A 14,706-nucleotide genomic window follows, 5' to 3' on the forward strand; every position below is an offset into this window, starting at 1 on the left:
TTTCGGCAACATGGGTTAGCTCATGGGTGGCGTTGGGTTTCTCACCCGTCTTTATCTCACCGGTCTTTATATACTGAATGGACGTAGCTTTACCTGCAGGCAATTTTTGAAATTTATTGACGTTACTGTCATCAGTATTTGTCACGCAAGCTTGCCGTTGCAGGGTGTTTAACGCCGTCATTTTAGGCTGCAATTGCTCTAGCATATGCTGAGACAACCAAGCTAATATATTGGTCAATGGCTGGATTTTGACTTGTTGTTTACTCGGGTGAATATTGACATTTATCCACTCGGCAGGCAGCTCAAAAGACAACGCATAGCCCATTTGTAGCGAATTATCGATGCCAATCCCTAGCTTGCGACCCACTTTTTGTATGGCCTGACTAATCGCCAAATCACTGACCAAACGATGATTGATATAAATCAGTTTTGGCAGATTATTTTTATGCGCGATAAAAAACCAGCCAGTGACTTGGGCCCTTAAATCCTCTGCCTGTGCTTGTAAACCTTGCAGCGATAAATAAAATGGCTGTGCAATCTCAGCTAATGGCAAATTTAACGCTTGTTCAAGCCGCGCCAAACTAAACGCGGGCAAAAAAGGCAATGCAGCACCCTCTAAATTTTGGTGAGGGGCTTGGGCTGACTGCGTTAAGCTAAAACGCAGCTTGTCTTGATGATATAATTCAATCTCCACATCAGCAAAACTAATCGCTAATCGCTGCACGACTTGTTCAATATGCGCAAATTCTGTGGCGATACTTTTTAGGTGCGAGCGTCTTCCTGGCACATTGAAGTACAAATCGCGAACGCTAACACACGTGCCGCGATGTTTTACGATAGGACGAATAGTAGCTTGGCTTACCTCACTACCGCTCACGCTCAGCTGCTGCCCTATACCGCTGTCATTGTGACTACTGGTTAATGTCAGATGCGATATCGCCGCAATGCTCGCTAGTGCCTCGCCGCGAAAGCCTAAACTAAGAATACCAACCAACTCGCTGACATTAGCAATTTTACTGGTGGCGTGGCGAGTGACTGCAAGCGTCATGTCATCAGGATGAATTCCCATGCCGTTGTCACTAATTTGAATCAACCCAAGACCGCCTTGTTCGATATCGATTCGAATATGAGTAGCGTTGGCATCAATAGCATTTTCAATCAGTTCTTTGACCACAGAAGCAGGGCGCGTCACTACCTCGCCAGCGGCGATTTGGTTGATAAGCAGTGGGGATAATTTATGAATACGGTTGTCAGGCAAAACTTATCGTCACTTCTCGTTGTTCGTCATCTAGGCGTTTGATATCAAGGGTGGCATTGGGCGGCGTCAGATAGCCTGCTGCACGACTCGCCCATTCAATAATCACCAAACTATTTGGCTCATCTTGATATTCATAAAAACCGATAAATTCCAATTCTTCAGGATCATTGAGGCGGTATAAATCGGCATGGTAAACCGGCTTAATTGTACCATCGTCTTGCGTGATACGATAAGGTTCAACCAGGGTAAAAGTCGGACTTTTTACCGCGCCTGTATGCCCCATTGCCTGTAGCCAGTAACGGGTAAGCGTGGTCTTTCCCGCACCCAAATCACCCGACAGCCAAACGCTACCGGTTAAATTCATTTCGGCAAGCTCTTTAGCTAAGGCTTGGGTGTCGGTTTCGGATTTTAGGAGGATAGTTTTATTCATGTCGATTTTCCCAGCTTGCCCCATGTTTGTCCTAAATCAAAAATCGTTACAACAACCCCGTCAGATACCAACAGCTTAGTCAACTTGTAACACCACTGTCGGATTGACAAATTTTTCGCCTTTTTTTAATTTGTCATACATTTTTGGGTCATGCCATTCGGCTTTTACTTGCTCGCTAAATTCAAAATCACCCAGCGTCAACGCGCCCATTTGGGCGTTATCGACATCGTCTTCAAAGCACTGTGCATAGCCTGTCGCTGTTTCGTGGGCGATGACGGAATACACTTTGACATCGGTTTCACCGTTTTGCATTTGGGTTTGTTTTAAGATTTCTCTTGCCCAAAAAAACACCACGCGGCTAAACTGCTCTGCCGAGGGCGAAACGGGCAAACTAATCCAGCGCGCGCTAAATTTTTTGCAGGCGTCAATATAGTCAGGGTCATCTTTATCCCAAAAACAAATAGCATGATCAAAACTATCAATGATGTCTTTAATCGATGATTTTAACAGCCCAAAATCGTACACCATTTGCCCGTGATCGAGGCGCTGCGCTTCTAAAATCAGCTCGATTTGGTAACTATGCCCATGAATCGAGTACTTGCAGCGATCGGAGCTACAATTGCGCACGATATGGGCATTTTCAAATTTAAACAGCTTTCTAATTCTCATAATGGGATTCGCATTTTTTTAGCAGTAATAAAGGTTTCAATGCTGACTATTATAAAGCTATTGGGCAAGTTAAGCGAATTTTCGTCATATGCGCAAATTTGCCTACCTAAATTTACCCATAACATGAACAAAAAATCTCGTCACATTTAAGACAGTAACTCACGTCTTAAATCGCTAACTGTGCTAATATAAAAACTTGGGGATAGACAGTTATTGTTGAAAAATGAGTTTTTTTAGCTGACTCTTTTTTATATAAATTTTTGTTGATATAAAGTCTTGTTAATATAAAGTGTTATTGATACAAAATTTTGTTGGCATAAAGATAAGCACGGTGGAGATAAAAAATGATGATTAGAGTATTGGTCGTTGACGATCATGATTTAGTCCGAATGGGTATCGTACGGATGTTGTCAGATAGCCCTGATATTGATGTGATTGGTGAGGCTGCCGATGGTGAAACCGCGATTATCAAAACCAAACAATTAAAACCCGATGTGGTGTTACTTGATGTCAATATGCCTACCATTGGTGGGTTAGAAGTCACCAAGCGCTTGCTGCAAACCGATAAAAACACCAAGATTTTGGCGGTCAGCTCTTTGGTTCAGCAGCCCTACCCATCCATGCTCATCAAAGCGGGGGTGAGTGGCTATATCACCAAAGGGACACCGCTTGATGAGATGATTAAAGGCATCAAAAAAGTCCACCAAGGCGGGCGTTATTTTAGTGCCGATGTTGCCGAGCAGCTTGCTGATATTTTATTCACTGACAATTCAGAGTCGCCATTTGATGCGCTAAGTGAGCGAGAAATGCAGGTGGCGATGATGGTGGTCAATTGTAAAAGTCCACAGCAAATCGCCGATCAGTTGTTTGTGAGTGTCAAAACAGTCAATACCTACCGCTATCGTATTTTTGAAAAGCTTAATATCGACAGTGATGTCAAACTTACCCATTTGGCTATGCGTCATGGTTTAGTTCAACCCTAAACCATGATTACCAATCCTGCGTTTTCATCGCTATTTGACAAGCCAAGCACCCAAGCTAGAACCAAAAAAATCGGTAACGTCTACAATGGTTACCGTATTATTATTGCTATCTTTTTTTCCTTTAGTTTTATGTTGGCATTAAAAAATGCCCAGCATGACTATTGGGTATTGATTAATCTTTTTCCCACTTTTTTCTATTTTTTGTTTAGTATTGCTTTATTTATTTTGTATTATTTTTATCCCAAAAATCCGCTGTTGATGGTCGGGCTAACTGTCGATGCGCTGGTACTCACTACCATGTTGTATTTTAGCGGTGGTAATGATTTACAAGTGATTTTGCTGTTTTTGGTGCAAGTTGCGGCGGCCTTTATGTTGGTGCGCTCCAACCAAGCTATTTTGCTCACTATTTTTGCCATCACGCTGGTTATTTATCAGCAGTTTTATCAAACCCTAAAAAACGATGTGAACTACGCGCTGGTTAATAACGTGGCTTCGATGGCGATTAGCTTTATCGGAGTGGCTTATTTAAGTTATACGTTATCCAAACGGCTTAAACAAATTGAGCTGCTCTCTGAGCGCCAAGTCAATGAAGTCAATGCGCTAAATGCCATCAACAATAAAATCGTGCAAATCATTGACCAAGGGGTGGTGGTATTATCCCACGATTTAGAAATTTTTATCGCCAATGATACCGCACTCGAACAACTACATCTGCCCAAGGCCCTTGATAATTTTAATTTACTAGACATTTCCCCCTTATTAGCCGCAAGACTTGCACCCATCATCCAAGAGCCTGAAGAAACTTTAATAGTGCGGCTCGGCGCAGCGACTGCTAGCACACCTTTGGCCGTTGGCATTGAGCCCAATCACCAAAGCTTTAATGACTTGCGACTTCGTATCACCCAATTAAGACAGCAATATGCCATTATTTTTATTGAAGATTTACGTGATGAGTTTAGCCGCGCGCAGCAGTTAAAACTTGCGTCGCTGGGGCAATTATCCGCCAGTATTGCCCATGAGATTCGTAACCCGCTGGCAACCATTAGCCAAGCCAGTCAATTATTAATGGAGGAAGTTAATGAGGCTGACAGTGGCTTATCGGGTGATAATATCCTGCTATATGAGATGATTTATCACCAAACCATTCGGGTCAATAAAATCATCGAAGATGTGCTGAAATTATCTCGTCAGCAGCGCCCTAATTTTGTTTATATTGAACCCAAAACTTGGCTAAACGATTTTATACAAGAAAACTTTAGCGGCCATGATATTTTTCTGCACTGCCGTACGGATAAAGGCTTTATGTTTGATAACTATCAGCTAGCACAGATTTTGGTAAACCTCATCAATAACGGGCTGCGTTTTAGTAGCAAAACCGAGCCCCACGGCTTTGTCACCCTTGAAGTGTATGAGTTTGGCAAATCTATCCATATCGATGTGATAGACACAGGTCACGGCGTTGCCAAAGAAAATATTCAGTATTTATTTAATCCGTTTTTTACCACCGATAGTCAGGGCACGGGTCTGGGGCTTTATTTGTCGCAGGCCTTCTGCCAGGCCAATTATGCCAATCTAGAATATGTACGAAGTGAGGGGCAAACTTGCTTTCGGATGATTTGTCAAACCAAAACTTTACCGTCCGTCTAAAATATCTTTGTAGCTAAAATTTTTAATTGAATTTTTTGGCTAAAGCATTCATATTACAGTAAGTTTATCGATATCACTTTAGCAAAAATTGTTGGCAACTTGAGTGTATATGTGTTCACTTTTTTCCATTTTTTCAGTACAATATAGCGTCAATGATTAAAAAAATACATGTCGTATTTTGATCATCCTCAGGACATTTATCTCTATGGCACAACCTCAATCTTTTGAAAACGCGCCCATCAATTGGATCCCTGCGTTTGTCTTAATTAGCACGCCTTTGGCGGCTTTATTGATTGTACCTTATTACTTGTGGACACATAGCGTCAGTTGGCAAGTTTGGGCAATTTTCGCATTCTTTATGGCTTGGAATGGGTTAAGTATTACCGTCGGTTATCACCGTTTATGGTCACATCGTACTTACCAAGCGCATCCGATTGTCAAATGGTTCTTTCTGATTGGCGGCACCTTAGCTGTTCAGGGCTCAGTATTTGACTGGTGTGCAGGACACCGTTTGCACCACCGCCACGTCGATGATATCTATCAAGACCCCTACTCTGTCAAACGTGGCTTTTGGTTCTCACATATCGGTTGGATGCTCAAAAACTACCCAAGCGGCAACTATGACTACAAAAATATCCCAGATTTAAAAGCTGATCCTGTGTTAGTGGCGCAAGATAAATATTATGCCCTGTGGATTTTATTAGCCAATATTGGGTTGCCAGCGCTGTTTGGTTGGATGGTGGGTGATGTTGCAGGCACCCTAGTGCTTGCAGGGCTATTGCGCTTGGTGTTAAGCCATCATTTTACTTTCTTTATCAATTCGCTTTGCCATATGTTTGGTACCCGTCCTTATACCGACACCAATACCGCGCGTGATAATCCGATTTTGGCGATTTTCACTTGGGGCGAAGGCTATCATAACTACCACCACTTTTTCCAATACGACTATCGCAATGGGGTAAAATGGTGGCAATATGATCCTAGTAAATGGATTATTTATGGCTTGTCAAAAATCGGATTGACTTGGGATTTAAAACGTGTCCCAGACGTCACCATTCAGCATGCGCAAACAGAAATGGCATTCAAACGTGCTGAGAAAAAAGTTGCGACTTTTTCAGGGAATTTAACCAGCGATTTTCAAGCGATAAAAGATCGTTTAAACAGTGAACAACAAGCCTTCAAACAAACGATTGCAGAATGGCAAGCATTAAAAACGCAAGCCATTGAGATGAAAAAAAATGAGTTTGCCCAGCGTATTCATGAAGTCGATGAGAAGCTAAAAGACCAGTTTAGTGGCATTGAGGATAAACTTCGCAATCATGCGCAGCAAATTGAAAATTTGGTTAATCATTTAAAAGGTAAACATGTTTGATTAAAACATAAACATGTTTAAAGGTTGACTGTGTCAAAAAAGGTAGGATAAATTCCTACCTTTATTTTTGTGGTTTTGTTGGTTATCGATTAGTCTTCTAACGGATAAGAGGGTGAAAATGGGTCTAACAATTCAATCAACCGGCGTTCATAGCACTGCCCGCGCCAAATAAAATGTACTTTCGCCTCACTAAAGGGTTTATCATCAAACCACAAAAATACCCCTTCCATCATTTTTGGCCAGTCATCCCAGCTAATTTCACCCACGCCCATCATCACCGCTAAAAACGCTGACAATAGCGTATCATGACTAACCGCCAGTAATAAATGTCCGTGCTTTGGCTGATGCTGAAATAAAAGTGCTAATAAATCCAAACCGCCTTTATGTGGCGCTTTAATCCCTGCCATGTCGCCCGCCAAAAAACGATTGATAAAATTGAGCGCACCAATTTGTTTGAATACCTTACTCACTTCTTCATGGTCAACGACCAAACTACCTGGCTCTACCAACAGCGATTGGTGCGACACATTCCTTGAGATGCCAGCCCCTGCTTGCATTAAAATTGCGGTATCAATACAACGTTGTATCGGGCTACTGATGCTGTCTACATCCATCGAGTAATCTAAGTTGGCGGCCAACCAACGCCCCCAAGACTCTGCCAACACTCTGCCTTTTGGTGTTAGTGGTAATGCATAACTGGCAAAGCCATTTTTATCTGACATTTCGCGCAATGAATGGCGGGTAAATAGTATTAGTCGCTCATTTTTCGGCAGTAGCTTGACCGAGTCAATCATACTGGGCGGTAAATGAGCAGGCATGGTGTTGATTGAATTAGACATTTAAATACGCATTCCTTATATCTTTTTATCTTTGCACCATAAATTGATACTATAAATTGATGAGGTCAAAAAATTTAAGCGATTAAATGGGATTTTACTGGGGGAAACTTGCCAATCATACCATGACTTCAATGACTTTATGCCAGTCAAAAACTATCCCCGTACTACTGATTTCATTGGGGTAGGCTCTGGGATTGACAATAACACGTGTATAACCTTGCTGATAATCAAAGGCTTCATGGGTATGTCCATGTAGCCAAATATCAGGCGCAAAATCGCTCTGTAACCATTCGCTCAAATCAACGACAAATCCCGCATTACTGGGAAAATTGGCATATTTTGGCGCGATAGATAATGGGCTGATGCTGTGATGTGTCATGACCACGTTGGGCATACCATCTTTTTGGCTTTGTTTTAAGGCATTTTGCAACCATGCCCGCTGCCGCTGATGAATAGCTACAGTATCTTGGGGCGTTAACAGTCGGTTATCATAATAAATCTCGCGATAATCGCGCATAAACTGCTGAGCAATCTCTAACGTATTATCTTGTGGTTGATATTGATAATCCGTCCAAAGCGTTGTACCAATGATTCTGACACCCATAAATTCAAAGCTCGCGCATTGTAAAAAATGTACTTGCGTATCTTGCGTCAAAGCCTTTATTTGGGCATCTAACTCAAGAATATTATGACCAAAATACTCATGATTGCCGACAATCACAAAAATTGGTTTCTCAAGTCGCTTTGATTCACCGATGAGCCATTCGATGCCCAAAAGCCCATTAGATGTGTCGCCCGCTACTAAAATAGCATCGGCATTTGTGTAAGGGATTTCACCAATGGGCAAATCCCTTCTTGCATAGCTATCAATATGTAAATCACTTAACACTTGAAAACGTACTGACATACATGACTCGAAATTAATTATTTTAACGTATCCAAGATATAGTGAAGTTTTGCGGTGGGATCCGCTGCCGCCGTAATTGACCGCCCAATGACTAAATAATCAGATCCATTTGCTATGGCATCTTTGGGCGTGCAAATGCGTGTTTGGTCATTACTGGCGTCTTCTGGTAGTCTAATACCTGGCGTGACTAACAGAAAATCCTTGCCGCAAAGCTGTTTAAGCATAGTGGCTTCTTGTGCAGAGCAAACCACCCCATCAAGTCCAGATTGCTGCGTCAATAATGCTAGTCGCTTGACATGATTTTCTACCGAGCCGGTGATGCCCACCTCAGCCAAATCTTGCTGTGACATAGAGGTCAGCACCGTCACCGCAATCACTAAGGTTTGGTAGTGTTGCGCCGATAAACGCGCTTTCACCGTTTGCATGGCGGTACGCCCCGCACTGGCATGCACATTGACCATCCACACCCCCAAATCAGCCGCCGCTAATACCGCCTGCGCAGTGGTATTGGGAATATCATGAAATTTTAAATCCAAAAACACCTCAAAATCACGCTGATGTAAGGATGTCACTAAGCTATTACCATATTTGGTAAATAGCTCTTTGCCAACTTTCACCCGGCACAATGTAGGATCCAATTTATCTGCCAAGCTTAATGCTTGATGGTGATCCATGTTATCCAATGCCACAATAATGGGTGACTTAATGGCTGATTTGATGAGTGATGTTGCTTGCGGTACTGCCACTTGATTCATAACAAACTGACTCGTTTTTTCAATTCGATAGCATGCATTGCTTATCGTACGGGTGGTAAATTAGGGTTGGATGCGGTAGGTGCAATCGTTGCATTGCTAGTTTGCGCTAAATGCTGTTCATAATTATGCTGCGTTTGCATCAATTTTTCTTGGGTTTGCTTTAGCTCTTTAGATAAGCGCTGATTTTCCAGCTTCATCTGTAACACACGAAACAAAATCAACCCCATCAACAGTCCCGCAATGACCCCTAAAACGATGCTAATAATCAGCAGTAACCCCAAACTCATTTGTGGCACTTGGCTAAACAGTAAATTTACTTCGACTTGGTTGTTATTCACCAATACCAACATCAATGAATAACCAACGACCACGAACAACAAAATCGCTAACAGATAACGCATATTTTTCTTCTTGGTTATTTTAATTAATCTACGTTTTTGAATGCCACTATTATTACAGATAATTCAAAAAAAAGAGTGGATTTTTTGTCCACTCTTTTTTGATCAATCATATATTAAACCATATCGCTAGTTCAATAACGTTAAATGACTCAAAAACCGCAACTAACGATGATGATTGACTGCCTCTCGCAATGCTTTGCCAGGTTTAAAATGGGGTATCGCTGTTGCTTTTACGGTAACTTTCTCGCCTGTTTTAGGGTTGCGCGCCACACGTGGCTCACGATGATGCAAACTAAAACTACCAAAACCGCGTACTTCGACACGTCCGTTTTGAGATAAGGTATCGACCATCAAATCAATGATTTGCTTGGTGGCATCCTCAATGGTTTTTTCTGGTATATTCTCACATTCACTTGATAATCTAGTGATCAAATCAGATTTGTTTAACACTTTTTCCATACTACCCCTAACACGCTAAACGTAACTGTCATAGTCTAAATTACAGAATGATTGTTTTAAAAACTTCGTTAAAGTCCAATTTCATCCAACAATCTATTAACAATTCTAATAATGAAAAATTACATTTCATTACTTTTCTTCGCATATTATAACAAAACCACCTTAAATTCGGCGGCTTTTTTTAGACTAAATATTCCATTTTATTACCTAAAAGGTGAAAATAAAAAAAGCGACTAAGTTAGCCGCTTTTTTTATCACTCACAAAACCGATTATTGGTTTTGTTGTTGCTCTTTGATTAAGTCACCAATGGTTTTTGGTTGGGTATCAGCTGCTGCATTTGAACTTAATGCTTTGATAGCATCACGTTGCTCTGCTTCGTCTTTTGCACGAACTGATAGGTTGATACCGCGAGTTTTGCGGTCAACGCTGACAATTTTCGCTTCAACTTCATCACCCACATTCAGTACAGTAGTTGCATCATCTACTTTGTCTTGTTGGATTTCTGAAGCACGTAAGTAGCCTTCTACATCATCAGCCAGTTTTACTTTAGCGCCTTTGGCATCAACGTCAGTCACTACACCTTTTACTACCGCACCACGATCATTTGATACTAGGTATTCATTGAATGGGTCGCTGTTCAGTTGTTTGATACCTAAGCTGATACGGTTAGCTTCTGCGTCTACAGACAAGATGACCGCTTCAACGGTATCACCTTTATTGTAGTTACGAATCGCTTCTTCACCACTTTCAGTCCAAGAAAGGTCTGATAAGTGAACTAAACCATCAATACCACCTTCTAGACCGATAAAGATACCGAAGTCAGTGATTGATTTGATAGTACCAGATACTTTGTCGCCTTTTTGGTGGTTCTTATCAAACTCTTCCCATGGGTTTGGCATGGTTTGTTTGATACCTAGGCTGATACGACGACGGTCTTCATCGATATCAAGGATTTGAACCATGATCTCGTCACCGATTTGTACCACTTTTGAAGGATGGATGTTTTTATTGGTATGATCCATTTCAGAAACGTGTACCAAGCCTTCGATACCATCAGCGATTTCAGCAAAACAACCATAATCAGTCAGGTTAGTAACGCGTGCTTTAACGTTGGTACCTTTTGGATAGTTGTTAAGAACGTCTTGCCATGGGTCAGTGCCTAATTGTTTTAGACCTAAGCTGACACGGTTACGTTCACGGTCAAATTTTAATACTTTAACTTTTAATTCTTGACCCACTTCAACCACTTCTGATGGGTGCTTGATACGGCGCCATGCCATATCTGTGATGTGTAATAGACCATCGATACCACCTAGGTCTACGAATGCACCGTAATCAGTCAAGTTTTTCACCACGCCGACCACTTCTTGACCTTCTTCAAGGTTAGATAGTAGTGCTTCGCGCTCTGCTGAGTTTTCAGATTCCATCACAGCGCGGCGGCTAACAACGACGTTGTTGCGTTTTTGATCCAGTTTGATGACTTTAAATTCTAGCTCTTTGCCTTCTAAGTGCGCAGTGTCGCGTACTGGGCGAGTGTCCACCAATGAACCTGGTAAGAACGCACGTACTGAGCCGATATCAACCGTGAAACCACCTTTAACTTTACCAGAGATAAGACCGGTTACGATCTCATTATTTTCGTAAAGTTTTTCAAGTACGTTCCAAGTTTCAGCACGTTTTGCTTTTTCACGTGACAATAGGGTTTGACCCATGCCATTGTCAACCGCATCTACAACGACTTGAACTTGGTCGCCAACTGCTACTTCAAGCTCGCCTTGTTCATTCAAGAATTCTGAACGCGCAACGATACCTTCTGATTTTAGACCCGTATCTACGGTAATCCAGTCGCTATCAATCGCAACTACGGTACCTGCGATAACTGCACCGCGTTCTACGTCAAGTACTTGGCTTGCTTCAAACAGTTCAGCAAATGATTCCATCATAAAATTTACCTTTGTATAGCCGTAGCCTGTCCAGCACAGTACGGTTCAAATTAAGATTTTTTATAAACATAAGGCTGGTTTTAGTGCTTATAAAAAATCGATAAAATTTTTAAAAACAGCTAGTTAATTGTCAAACCACGTTCAAGGCATAGCTGCCAAACTTGGTTAAACACTTGCTCAGCATCGATGGCTGAGCTATCAATCACTATCGCATCATCGGCAGGTTTAGCCGGTGAGGCACTGCGTGTACTATCACGCTCATCACGCGCAATAATTTGTGCCAAAATTTCGTCAAAATCTGCCTGTTTGCCAGCATGGGTTAACTGACTGACACGGCGCTCGGCTCGTGCCTCAGAGGATGCGACCAAATAAACTTTCAGCGGCGCATCGGGAAAAACCACTGTTCCCATATCACGCCCGTCTGCAATCAAACCCTTTTTTGGGTTGCCTTGCGACGTTGCCATATTTTTTTGTAAATCCAATAACGCTTGACGCACCTTCGGGAATACCGCGACTTTTGACGCAAAGTTACCCACTTCTTCGGTGCGAATCACTTCGCTCACATCGTTGGCATTCACGAGCACTGTCACATGCTCAGAACCCGCTTTTGCGGCTGCAAACTCAATTTTCAACGATTGGGTTAAATCAGCTAGCGCAGTTTCATCAATGCTGTTCGTTAACAAACCCGCTTGGTGGGCTGCAAGCCCCACAATCCGATACAGCGCCCCTGAATCCAAAATTTGATAATCCAGCAGCTTTGCCAGTCTTGCCGTCAATGTACCTTTACCTGCACCACTTGAGCCATCAACGGTGATTACGGGCAAGCTTGCGGTTAGATCAGAAGACGGTTGCGTTAACGATTGTGACATGCCATTCTTAGGAACAAAGCAAAAATAGTCGTATATTTTACGCCTGAAAGCTATTTTATACAAGTAATTTGACACAAGGATTGACTAAATTGCATTTCATTTTCTACCAATAGAAAAATACGCAAAAAAGGGACTAAACATGAGAAAGGCATCAAGACGCAGAGTGATGATTAACCATTGAGCGATAGAAGAAAAAAAGCTAGCGACTTACAGGATTAAGCATAAGCTCACCTTTAGCAATCGCTGGCCTTTAACAATCACCTGCTAAAACTGCCGCAGTTTCTAGAATTTCCAGAATTTATAGCGTGAAGGTGGGTTTATCGGAGCTGATATGACCCGCTAGAAGGCGGTCAACTTCGTTTTTGATACGTAACCCTGCTTCGTCTTTGCCAAGCTGTAACGCATAGCCTGCAGGGCGCTGTGCCTGTGCGCGATGGTTGACCCACACCACTTTGCCATGCAGCGGCATTCTTTCACTCGAATTTGGCAAGGTGATTGCCACAAAGGCTTGACTGCCTAGTTGTTGCTGCTGGTTAGTAGGAATAAATAACGCACCGTTTTCAATAAAAGGCAGATAGCTAGCATACAATTTTTCGATCGTATCATAGTTAATGGTGGTGATACCGCCACGAGATGGCATTGCCATAATCACTGTTCCTTTTACTAACGCATGGGGTTACCAACGTATGGTGAATGATAAATAATATAGATAATTGGGTAATATTGGGTAATTGAGTAAATTAGCAATCAAGCATGGTGCTAAAAATTTTATCATAGCATAACTTATCTTGGATATGTTGCTGTCTATCTTGCCAGATTTGATCGATAACCCGTTGTAACTGGCTAATTTGCTTTAATGTCGGTGGTGGCTGCAGCTTGCCAAAATCCAAGTCATTGGCGGACGCTGAGATACCGACGGCAAATTGCCCCAATGGTACTAACAAAGCTTGCGACAAGTATAAAAAGTCGGTCAATGTCAGCGTTCTTTGCCAATAGTTGCTGGCTTGTACAGGCGTACGTTGCCCGCTACGAACCGCTTGAAAGCTGTTTATCCAAGTTTGGCGGTGTTGATACCATTCGCTGTTTAACATTTGCAGTGCCAAAAAAGGCGCATAACCAGACAATTCACTCACTTGTTGTAGCGTCGCAGTATCGGTATTTGGCAATAACTGCTGCATCGCTTGCATTGACTGATCGGGGGTCACATGACTCACCGAAAATGACTGTAGCCGAGAGCGAATGGTTGGCAGTAGCTGCGAAGGACTATCGCTAATTAATAGCATCAACACATTTTCAGCAGGCTCTTCTAATGTCTTAAGAAGCGCGTTACTGGCTGCTAGGGTCATCGCATCCGCTTGGTGAATAACCACGATTCTTAATCCGCCACTCGATTGCGTGACAAACGGCTGCAATTCCCGAATTTCGTCAATCTTTATGCTATAACCTGACTGATGGGTTGGGGCTTGCGCCACAAGGGCATTGTTTGCTTTAGATTTAGGCGACGCGTCACGCGCCACGGTGGGTGTGGGAATTTGATAAAGATCGGGGTGGGTATTGGCAATCAGCCACTGGCAACTTTGGCATTGCCCACAGGCAGTTGTGACACCTTGTGCATTGACCCGCTGATTCTCACACAATGCCCATGCGACAAATCGATACACGAAAGCACGTTTACCAGTCCCTGCATTGCCTGCAAACAACATTGCGTGCGGCAAGGCATCTATATGGGTGGTCAAATACTGCCAAGTTGGCTGTTGCCACGGCAGTAAATCCATAAACAGCCACTGCTGTATCACCTGTTGGTTGACGGGGTCTGGATAGTAGTATTGGGTTATCTCATTGGGTGTTGATTCGGTATTGGGTTGTTTGGTGCTTTTTGATTGAGAGGTTATAGTCGATGCCATAGAAAAAAATCAGTCAACAGAGTAACTATAGTATAATCGCTGCGGCTAGATAATCAATTAGGATAATCAGTCAGGTTGTTTTCTCGAATACATAAATGCGGTAACACGTAGCGTTATTTTATCCCTTACTGTCTTTAAAACCTCAGCCCATAAGATTTTTGTTGCAAATAAATGATGGATTTTTTTTGATGAGTCGATTAAATTTTCATCTTAAGATATCTATTTTCGTATTTTTTCTTATATTTTTAATGCACCTTATTTAAAAAAAC

General features: G+C 42.2%; 15 protein-coding genes. 3 read left to right on the forward strand and 12 right to left on the reverse strand.

Features of this window, described 5'->3' with window-relative positions:
• The 3 genes from mutL to RT143_RS05430 all read right to left on the reverse strand — a co-directional run.
• Window positions 1-1,258 (reverse strand): DNA mismatch repair endonuclease MutL (gene mutL, locus RT143_RS05420; RefSeq protein WP_313091690.1); only part of this gene is annotated, 1,258 nt, incomplete at its 3' end.
• Window positions 1,251-1,688: a tRNA (adenosine(37)-N6)-threonylcarbamoyltransferase complex ATPase subunit type 1 TsaE gene (tsaE, locus tag RT143_RS05425; RefSeq protein WP_160002163.1), complete on the reverse strand. Its 438-nt coding sequence runs from the start codon at window positions 1,686-1,688 to the stop codon at window positions 1,251-1,253. The genes mutL and tsaE, both read right to left, overlap by 8 nt.
• 75 nt (window positions 1,689-1,763) lie before the next feature.
• Window positions 1,764-2,357, reverse strand: a complete 594-nt coding sequence (locus RT143_RS05430; RefSeq protein ID WP_313091692.1) for a 6-pyruvoyl trahydropterin synthase family protein — start codon at window positions 2,355-2,357, stop codon at window positions 1,764-1,766.
• Between the two features lie 347 nt (window positions 2,358-2,704).
• Between RT143_RS05430 and RT143_RS05435 the strand changes: the two genes are divergently transcribed.
• From RT143_RS05435 to RT143_RS05445, 3 genes are all read left to right on the forward strand, one after another.
• A complete protein-coding gene (locus RT143_RS05435) occupies window positions 2,705-3,340 on the forward strand; it encodes a response regulator (RefSeq protein ID WP_040403691.1) in 636 nt (211 codons plus the stop codon).
• A 3-nt stretch (window positions 3,341-3,343) separates the two neighbouring features.
• Window positions 3,344-4,987, forward strand: a complete 1,644-nt coding sequence (locus RT143_RS05440; protein ID WP_313091694.1) for a sensor histidine kinase — start codon at window positions 3,344-3,346, stop codon at window positions 4,985-4,987.
• 205 nt (window positions 4,988-5,192) lie between these two features.
• Window positions 5,193-6,359, forward strand: a complete 1,167-nt coding sequence (locus RT143_RS05445) for a fatty acid desaturase (RefSeq protein WP_313091696.1) — start codon at window positions 5,193-5,195, stop codon at window positions 6,357-6,359.
• 89 nt (window positions 6,360-6,448) lie between these two features.
• Here RT143_RS05445 and RT143_RS05450 read toward each other — a convergent pair whose 3' ends face one another.
• The 9 genes from RT143_RS05450 to RT143_RS05490 form a co-directional block, all read right to left on the reverse strand.
• Window positions 6,449-7,198, reverse strand: coding sequence for a histidine phosphatase family protein (locus tag RT143_RS05450; protein ID WP_313091698.1), 750 nt, complete (start codon window positions 7,196-7,198; stop codon window positions 6,449-6,451).
• Between the two features lie 115 nt (window positions 7,199-7,313).
• Window positions 7,314-8,105 (reverse strand): metallophosphoesterase, encoded by a 792-nt coding sequence (locus RT143_RS05455; protein WP_313091700.1) that lies wholly within the window; start codon window positions 8,103-8,105, stop codon window positions 7,314-7,316.
• 17 nt (window positions 8,106-8,122) lie between these two features.
• Entirely contained in the window at window positions 8,123-8,824 is a 702-nt protein-coding gene (gene pyrF, locus RT143_RS05460; protein WP_313091731.1) for an orotidine-5'-phosphate decarboxylase, read from the reverse strand.
• A gap of 77 nt (window positions 8,825-8,901) precedes the next feature.
• Window positions 8,902-9,261 (reverse strand): lipopolysaccharide assembly protein LapA domain-containing protein, encoded by a 360-nt coding sequence (locus tag RT143_RS05465; protein WP_313091701.1) that lies wholly within the window; start codon window positions 9,259-9,261, stop codon window positions 8,902-8,904.
• Between the two features lie 162 nt (window positions 9,262-9,423).
• Complete coding sequence (locus RT143_RS05470; protein ID WP_036603685.1) at window positions 9,424-9,720, reverse strand: integration host factor subunit beta; 297 nt, start codon at window positions 9,718-9,720, stop codon at window positions 9,424-9,426.
• A gap of 270 nt (window positions 9,721-9,990) precedes the next feature.
• Entirely contained in the window at window positions 9,991-11,661 is a 1,671-nt protein-coding gene (gene rpsA, locus RT143_RS05475) for a 30S ribosomal protein S1 (RefSeq protein WP_186303382.1), read from the reverse strand.
• A gap of 122 nt (window positions 11,662-11,783) precedes the next feature.
• Window positions 11,784-12,533 (reverse strand): (d)CMP kinase, encoded by a 750-nt coding sequence (gene cmk, locus RT143_RS05480; protein WP_313091702.1) that lies wholly within the window; start codon window positions 12,531-12,533, stop codon window positions 11,784-11,786.
• 298 nt (window positions 12,534-12,831) lie between these two features.
• Window positions 12,832-13,179 carry a PilZ domain-containing protein gene (locus tag RT143_RS05485; protein ID WP_313091703.1) on the reverse strand — a complete coding sequence of 116 codons (348 nt, stop codon included), beginning with the start codon at window positions 13,177-13,179 and terminating at the stop codon, window positions 12,832-12,834.
• A 94-nt stretch (window positions 13,180-13,273) separates the two neighbouring features.
• Window positions 13,274-14,437: a DNA polymerase III subunit delta' gene (locus tag RT143_RS05490; protein ID WP_313091704.1), complete on the reverse strand. Its 1,164-nt coding sequence runs from the start codon at window positions 14,435-14,437 to the stop codon at window positions 13,274-13,276.
• Between the last annotated feature and the right edge of the window lie 269 nt (window positions 14,438-14,706).

This window comes from Moraxella sp. CTOTU48268, from assembly GCF_032069585.1.
GTDB lineage: Bacteria > Pseudomonadota > Gammaproteobacteria > Pseudomonadales > Moraxellaceae > Faucicola > Faucicola cinerea.